At 34.5% G+C, this 7,677-nt stretch carries 5 protein-coding genes; all 5 read left to right on the top strand.

Annotated elements, in window-relative coordinates; all coding sequences use genetic code 11:
* Positions 1-75 precede the first annotated feature (75 nt).
* The 5 genes from LKW28_RS22535 to LKW28_RS22555 all read left to right on the top strand — a co-directional run bounded on the left by LKW28_RS22535 (position 76) and on the right by LKW28_RS22555 (position 7,618).
* Entirely contained in the window at positions 76-1,602 is a 1,527-nt protein-coding gene (locus tag LKW28_RS22535) for a type I restriction-modification system subunit M (RefSeq protein ID WP_229142656.1), read from the top strand.
* Positions 1,603-1,611: 9 nt separating this feature from the next.
* Positions 1,612-2,943, top strand: a complete 1,332-nt coding sequence (locus LKW28_RS22540; RefSeq protein WP_229142657.1) for a restriction endonuclease subunit S — start codon at positions 1,612-1,614, stop codon at positions 2,941-2,943.
* Between the two features lie 47 nt (positions 2,944-2,990).
* Entirely contained in the window at positions 2,991-6,098 is a 3,108-nt protein-coding gene (locus tag LKW28_RS22545; RefSeq protein ID WP_229142658.1) for a type I restriction endonuclease subunit R, read from the top strand.
* Between the two features lie 13 nt (positions 6,099-6,111).
* The gene (locus LKW28_RS22550) at positions 6,112-6,837 is read left to right on the top strand and encodes a SprT family zinc-dependent metalloprotease (protein WP_229142659.1); all 726 of its coding nucleotides are present in this window, start codon (positions 6,112-6,114) and stop codon (positions 6,835-6,837) included.
* A gap of 103 nt (positions 6,838-6,940) precedes the next feature.
* Positions 6,941-7,618, top strand: coding sequence for a DUF91 domain-containing protein (locus tag LKW28_RS22555; RefSeq protein ID WP_229142660.1), 678 nt, complete (start codon positions 6,941-6,943; stop codon positions 7,616-7,618).
* The last annotated feature ends 59 nt before the right edge of the window (positions 7,619-7,677 follow it).

A 7,677-nucleotide genomic window follows, 5' to 3' on the forward strand; every position in this document is an offset into this window, starting at 1 on the left:
TAGGTGTCTATGAAAATGTGAGAAAAAAGGAGTATTCGGGAGATATTACTTACTTTATTGAGGGAGGATAAAAGAATGATTGAACAAACAACACAAGATAAAATCAATAGTGTATTATGGCAGGCAGCAGACACTTTCAGAGGGAAGATTGACTCATCTACATACAAGGATTACATCCTTACTATGTTGTTCATTAAGTATTTAAGTGATTCCTACAAAGAGAAATTAGAAGAATATTCAAATCGTTACAATGGAGATGAACAACGAATTCAACGTGCCTTATCAAGAGAACGTTTTGTATTGGATGAAACATCAACATTTGACTATTTGTATAGTAAAAGAAATGACCCGGAAATTGGAGAAATAATTAACAAGGCATTAGAACGAATTGAAAATGAGAATACAGGGAAACTTCGTGGTGTATTCCGTAATATCGACTTCAATAGTGAGGCAATTCTCGGAAAGGCGAAAGAACGTAATGCAATGCTACGTTCTTTATTAGAGGATTTTAATCAACTATCGTTAAGACCGTCCCAATTAGGTAATGAAGATATTGTTGGAAATGCTTATCAATACATGATTGGATTATTTGCCTCTGATGCAGGAAAAAAAGGTGGAGAATTCTATACTCCGTCAGAAGTATCTGAACTATTGGCTCGATTAGTTAAACCGCAAGAAAATGACCGGATTTATGACCCGACTTGTGGATCTGGTTCTTTATTGTTAAAGGTAGCTAAACAAGTTCCTAGTAAGAAAGTAGCGATTTATGGACAAGAACGTAATGGGGCCACTCATTCATTAGCATTAATGAATATGTATTTGCATGGGATAGATGATGCCAAGATTGAATGGGGAGATACATTAGCCAACCCGTTACATTTGGATGACGGAAAGTTAATGAAGTTCCAAGCAATTGTTGCAAATCCTCCCTTCTCGTTAGATAAGTGGGCGATGGGATTTGCTGGAGAAGGTAATGATAAAAAATTTAAAATGGAGCCAGGGCTTGATCAATACAGAAGATTTGAATGGGGAGTCCCACCAAGCTCAAAAGGGGACTATGCGTTTGTTCAACACATGCTTTATTCATTAGCAGAGAATGGACGAATGGCTACAATCCTTCCACATGGGGTTTTATTCCGTGGCTCAAGCGAAGGGAAAATTCGTCAGCAAATCATTGATATGAACCTTTTAGATGCTATTATTGGTTTACCAGAGAACCTATTCTTCGGAACAGGTATTCCAGCTTGTATCATGGTATTTCGAAAAGATCGTATACGTAAAGATGTCCTATTCATTGACTCATCAAGTGAAGGAAATTATGAAAAAGGGAAAAACCAAAACAAACTAAGAGAGCAGGACATTGAAAAAGTCATTGAAACGTATGAGAAGAGAGAAAAAATTGATAAATTTTCTTACGTCGCTACATTAGATGAAATTAAAGAAAACGACTATAACTTAAACATCCCACGCTACGTCGATACATTCGAAGAAGAAGTACCGGTTAATATGAATGTCGTTAAAGAAAATATCATTAATATAAAGCAGGAGCTTCAAGAAGTGGAAAAACAGATGGAAAAGTATTTAAAAGAGCTTGGATTGTAGGTGAATAACATGATAGAAAAGATTGTAAATCAAGAAATTCCTAAAGGCTATAAAAAGGGAAAGCATTATGTTATTCCAGAAAATTGGGATGATCTAGTAATATCAGACATTGTAAGATTTTCTGGTGGGGCACAACCACCAAGAAGCGAATTTATAAATGAACCAAGAAAGGGTTATATACGTCTCATCCAAATTAGAGATTATAAAACGGATGATTATTTAACGTACATCCCCATTGAAAAGGCAAGAAAATTCTGTGATGAAACTGATGTTATGATTGGAAGATACGGACCGCCTATTTTTCAAATATTGCGTGGATTAGAAGGAGCTTACAATGTTGCTTTAATGAAGGCTATACCTGATGAAAAGCGTTTGTTGAAAGAATATCTATTTTATTATCTTCAGAATGGTGATTTATACAATTTAATTGATCGCTTATCTCGAAGAACTTCAGGGCAAACTGGTGTAGATATTGAGGCTTTGAATAATTTTCCTTTTCCTCTACCTTCAATAACAGAACAGAAAAAAATACTTAGTGTTATTAATACCTGGGAAAAGGCAATTGAGCTAAAAGAAAAGCTGATTGAGTGGAAAAAGGAGCGGCATAAAGGGTTATTGCAAAAGTTGTTATGGGGCCATATTCGATGGAATGATCTGGGCAAGGGGTTGTCTAAAGGAGATATAGAGCAGCGAACCAAGTTTATTAGTACAGGTGTACCACCAAAGGGTTATCAAAAAATTAAAAGTTTCATTATTCCAGATGATTGGGAATTTGTTGAAATTAGTAAAATTGCAAAACAAGTAACAAGACTAAATAAAGATAATAAAAATTATGTTGTCCTTTCGTGTACAAAATACAAAGGTTTGGTGGATTCTTTAAAATACTTTGGAAAACAGGTTTTTAGTTCTGATTTATCAAAATATAAAGTAGTTTCAAAAAGTGAATTTGCATATGCAACAAATCATATAGAAGAGGGCTCTATAGGCTTACAAAAAGATTATGATTATGGACTGGTGAGTCCAATGTACACAGTTTTTAAAACCAATAATTATATAAATAATGAATTTTTATTTGCTTTATTAAAGACTGAAAACTATAGAAGGATTTTTGAAACAATGATGTCTGCTTCAGTTGATAGAAGAGGTAGTTTAAGGTGGAATGAATTTTCGAAAATTAAAATCCCTTTACCTCCAAATGAGGAGCAAGAAGTAATTATATCTATATTACTGGAAAGTAATAAGGAAATTGAGTATTTAGAGAAAGAGATTGAAAATTTGAAATTACAAAGGAAAGGTCTTTTGCAGTTACTCCTTACAGGAAAATTGCGAGTTAATGTGTAACTCCTTAACTCATTGCATAATGATGGAGATGAAGTGGAGGTGTGACGATGTCACAGGAGAAGAGTTATGATGAACGATATATTAGCCAAGTCCCAGCAATTGAAGTTTTACAAAAGTTGGATTTTCAATATATATCGACTGAAAAAGCACATCAAAAGCGTGGGAATCTCCATGATGTTTTGTTGAGGACAGTGTTAGAGGACAAGCTCGTAGAATTGAATTCTTATGAGTATAGAGGGGAAGTTCATAATTTCAGTAATAACAATATCCATCAAGCGATTCGAGATTTAGATGAGCCCCTTACGAATGGATTGGTAAAAACAAATGAAGCCATTTATGAAACCATCATGAATGGACGCAGTTATACAGAGTTTTTACCAGATGGTTCTAAAAAATCGTTTACCATTCAGTATATAGACTGGAAAAACATTGAGAATAATGTGTTTCATGTGGTAGAAGAATTTGAAGTAGAGAGAATGGACGGGCGTGGAACAGTAAGACCTGATATTGTTCTGTTTGTAAACGGGATTCCATTTGTGGTAATTGAGTGCAAAAAAGCATCCATTTCTATGAAGCAAGGAATCAGTCAGATGATTCGCAATCAGGGAAAAGATTATGTCCCACAATTGTTCAAGTTTGTACAATTGGTTATGGCTACTAATAAAAATGAAACACAATATGCGACTTGCAATACCCCGAAAAAGTTTTGGTCAGTGTGGAAAGAAGAGAAAGAGGATTGGCTAAATTCTTGGCTAGAACAAACGGTAGAGGGCAGATTACCAACAACTCAGGATAAAAACATCATATCCTTGTTCCATCCAAAGAGGCTACTTGAAATCACCAAATACTTTACACTTTTTGATAAAGATGTGAAGAAAGTAGCACGTTATCAACAATACTTTGCTATTAAGGAAATCATTAAAACAATAGAAGAACGGGATGATAATGGTAATCGTCAAAGTGGTGTTATTTGGCATACACAGGGATCTGGTAAATCACTAACAATGGTAATGCTTTCAAGATACATATTGGCAGAGTTGCATGACTTTAATCCCAAAGTCGTAGTGGTAACAGACCGGGTTGAGTTAGATAAACAAATCCATAAAACATTCAGGCACACAAGGTTAAAGGCAAGTAGAGCTACTTCAGGCGGTCATTTAGTCGATTTAATCAATGATAATAATTCAGATATAGTTACAACATTAGTTCATAAATTCGATACAGCATCAATCAAGCAAAAACCAATTGAATCTAAAGATGTATTTGTACTGGTTGATGAGTCACATCGAACTCAATATGGTGAACTTCATATTAAAATGAAGAAAGTCTTTCCGAATGCTTGTTATTTAGGCTTTACAGGGACCCCTTTAATGAAGAAAGAAAAAAGTACAATGATAAAGTTTGGAAAGCTCATTCATAAGTATACGATTGCTGATGGGGTACGTGATAATGCGATTGTTCCATTACTGTATGAGGGGAAAATGGTTGAACAATCAGTTAATCAAAAGGCTATTGATAAACGTTTGGAAATGATTACTCGTAATCTAAATGATAAGCAAAAAGAAGAAGTGAAGCAAAGATGGAGCAAATATGAAAAACTTGCTTCATCAGAACAGCGAATATATTTAATTGCAGAAGATATTAACAAGCACTTTTTAGAGAACTACAAGACACAGGGAAGTCAATTTAAGGCGATGTTGGCCACTAACAGTAAAATTGAAGCTATTCGCTATTTAGAGGCTTTTGAAGAGTTTGAGGATTTGAATTGTGCAGTCGTAATCTCTCCACCTGATCAACGAGAAGGACACGAAGCAGTTGACGAGGAATCAAAAGATAAAATTCAGCGTTTTTGGAAACGGATGATGAACCGTTTTGTAACTCCAGAGAAATATGAAGATGCCATTAAAGATGATTTTGTCAATGGTGATGATCTTGATTTGTTAATCGTCGTTGACAAATTACTAACAGGTTTTGATGCCCCTAGAGCAACGGTGCTGTATGTTGATAAGCCGATGAAGGAACATACGCTTCTACAAGCCATCGCACGTGTAAATCGACTATATGAAGGAAAAGATTATGGTTTAATCATTGATTATCGTGGTCTATTAGATAAACTTGATCAAGCGATGCAGATGTATTCTGGTGCTGGATTGGAAAACTTTGACCCAGAGGATTTAAAGGGTGCTATTTACGATGTCATTAGTGTCATTGGTTCATTACGGCAGTATTACTCCGATTTATGGCAAATCTTTGCTCATGTTAAGAACAAGAATGATCGGGAAGAGTATGAGGTATTGTTAGAGGATGAAGAACGTAGAGAAGGGTTTTATAACGTTTTAAGCAACTTTGGACGAAACCTTGGAATAGCTTTAGAATCGGAAAAAATTTATAATGCCTTGCCTCCTGATGAACTTCAAAAGTACAAAAAGGATTTTAAGTTTTTCCAGGATTTGCGAAAAAGCGTAAAGTTACGGTATTCGGATACAATTGATCATAAAGAATATGAAGCAAAAATGCAGAAGTTGATGGATAATTACATTTCTGCCGAGGAAGTCATTCGGGTTACCAATCCAGTGGACATTCTAAATGCAAAGGCTTTTGAAGAGGAAATAGAAAGACTTGGTTCCAAACGGGCAAAAGCAGATGCCATCCGTACTCGTTTAACAAAAAGTGTTCATGCAAAATGGGACGAAAATCCATCCTATTACAAAAAGTTTTCTGAACGGATACATGAAGCGATACAAGAATATCGAGACAAACGGATTTCTGAAGCTGAATATTTGAACCGTATGAAGGATATTATGAAAGACTATCAGAGTGGTCAATCAACTGAGCAGTATCCTAACGTGATAAAAGAAAATCGCAATGCACAAGCCCTTTATGGTGTTACAAAGGATATTTTGAGTGAAACAAAAGAAACTTCTACAAGTTATGATACAAATACGTTGGGTGATTTGGCACAGAAGATGGATGAAATCATAAAGGGACATCAAAAAGTAGATTGGCATGATAATTTAGAGATTCACAATCGAATTGCTCAAGAGCTGGATGATCTTTTATTTGACTTTAAGGATAAGTACAACCTAGATATTGACTTTGACACCATTGATAAAATTATTGAGCAAATCAAAACGGTTGCTCTAAGACGTTACTAAGGCAGGGAGCAGCATGGAAAAACATCAAATTGAGTACGCCAATAATGTCATTGATTTCGTTGTAAAGCGGAAAAAAGTGAAAAATGTAAACCTCAATGTCAAACCAGATATGACGATTGAAGTTACTGCAAATGACAGAGTTCCGTTAGACTTTATTTCTGATTTTGTAAAATCAAAAGGTTCTTGGATTATTAAAAACATTGGGCGTTTTAATGACGTACAACCATTAAAGCAAAGTGAAAGGGAATATGTATGTGGAGAAACCTTTAGATATCTAGGAAAGCAATATCGTTTGCGTGTACAGAAGACAACCGAAGAAGAAATGGTCAAATACTTTCGTGGGTTTATATATTTACACGTTAAAGATACAGATAATCTAAGTAGAAAAGAAAAACTGATGGATGATTGGTATCGTGAGAAAGCTCATATGGTATTCAATGAATCCCTTGAAAAAATGTTTCCTCTGGTGCAAAAATACGGAATTCAGAAGCCAGATGTTGATGTACGGTTAATGAAAGCACGTTGGGGTTCAGCTATAATAGAAAAAAACACAATATTACTGAATACCGAGCTTATAAAGGCACCGAAATACTGTATCGACTACGTGGTGCTCCACGAACTCATTCATTTCAAATACAATGATCATAGCGATAACTTTTATCAAATGCTTTTTTCATTAATGCCTGATTGGGAGAAGAGAAAAGCAATTTTGGATGAAGAAGTTGTAAAGGATTTATAAAAGCGAACTACTCAGTCATAAAACTAACATGATAAACATCAGAAGGCAGTTCTTTTACAACTATAAAGAACTGCCTATTTTTTAGGGAGATGGGGGTAATGAGATGCCAAATTACCTTATAGGTTATGTTGAAGCAGAAAAAAATAATGGACATGAAGATCCATTATTAAATGAATTTACATATGGAGATTTAAAAACAAATGGTGAAAAACTATTATGTTTAAAAAAAGGAGATTTACTCTTTTTTCACAAGACAATCTACGATAAGAGGTATATAACAGCTTATTATTGGGTTGAAGAAGTCCACTTGGTAAATAATCTTATTAATGACCCATTCATATTAGAAAAATTTAATAATCATCATTTAAAAAAGCAGATAAATCAACTTGATACAAGTGAAGCAATTGTATTTGGAAACCCAATAAGGTCAAGAGTATTGGAAAATCCATTAGAGATCACTCCAAATATATTAAAACAGCTATCTAGGAAAGCAAATCTAAATCCTAATCAAACTCCACTAGCAGCTATTACGTCAGCACTCCGTACATGGAAAGAGTTAGATGATAAGGATGTTACCCTTCTATTAGATTTAATAAATGAAAATGAAAAATCTGGGAGATTATCAAACACAACTTTGTCAACAGAAGAAGTTTTCCAGATACTTGAAAGAGATATAGAAAAATTCATAGCTAAAAATCCAGAAATTCTAGGACATGGATATATTCTTGAAAAACAACAACATGTTTTTTCAGATGATTCAAGATTAGACCTTTTGTTGTAAACAAGCACATTATTTCGGATACCACTTTTCAAATTTGTTCGGCTAAAAATCTACTTTAA

The organism is Bacillus sp. REN16, from assembly GCF_020731355.1.
Classification (GTDB): Bacteria; Bacillota; Bacilli; order Bacillales; family Bacillaceae_L; genus Ferdinandcohnia.

Bases quoted from the DNA above. Each gene is read 5' to 3' on its own strand.
- LKW28_RS22540 (WP_229142657.1), top strand. From the start codon at position 1,612: ATGATAGAAAAGATTGTAAATCAAGAAATTCCTAAAGGCTATAAAAAG.
- LKW28_RS22535 (WP_229142656.1), top strand. From the start codon at position 76: ATGATTGAACAAACAACACAAGATAAAATCAATAGTGTATTATGGCAG.
- LKW28_RS22555 (WP_229142660.1), top strand. From the start codon at position 6,941: ATGCCAAATTACCTTATAGGTTATGTTGAAGCAGAAAAAAATAATGGA.
- LKW28_RS22545 (WP_229142658.1), top strand. From the start codon at position 2,991: ATGTCACAGGAGAAGAGTTATGATGAACGATATATTAGCCAAGTCCCA.
- LKW28_RS22550 (WP_229142659.1), top strand. From the start codon at position 6,112: ATGGAAAAACATCAAATTGAGTACGCCAATAATGTCATTGATTTCGTT.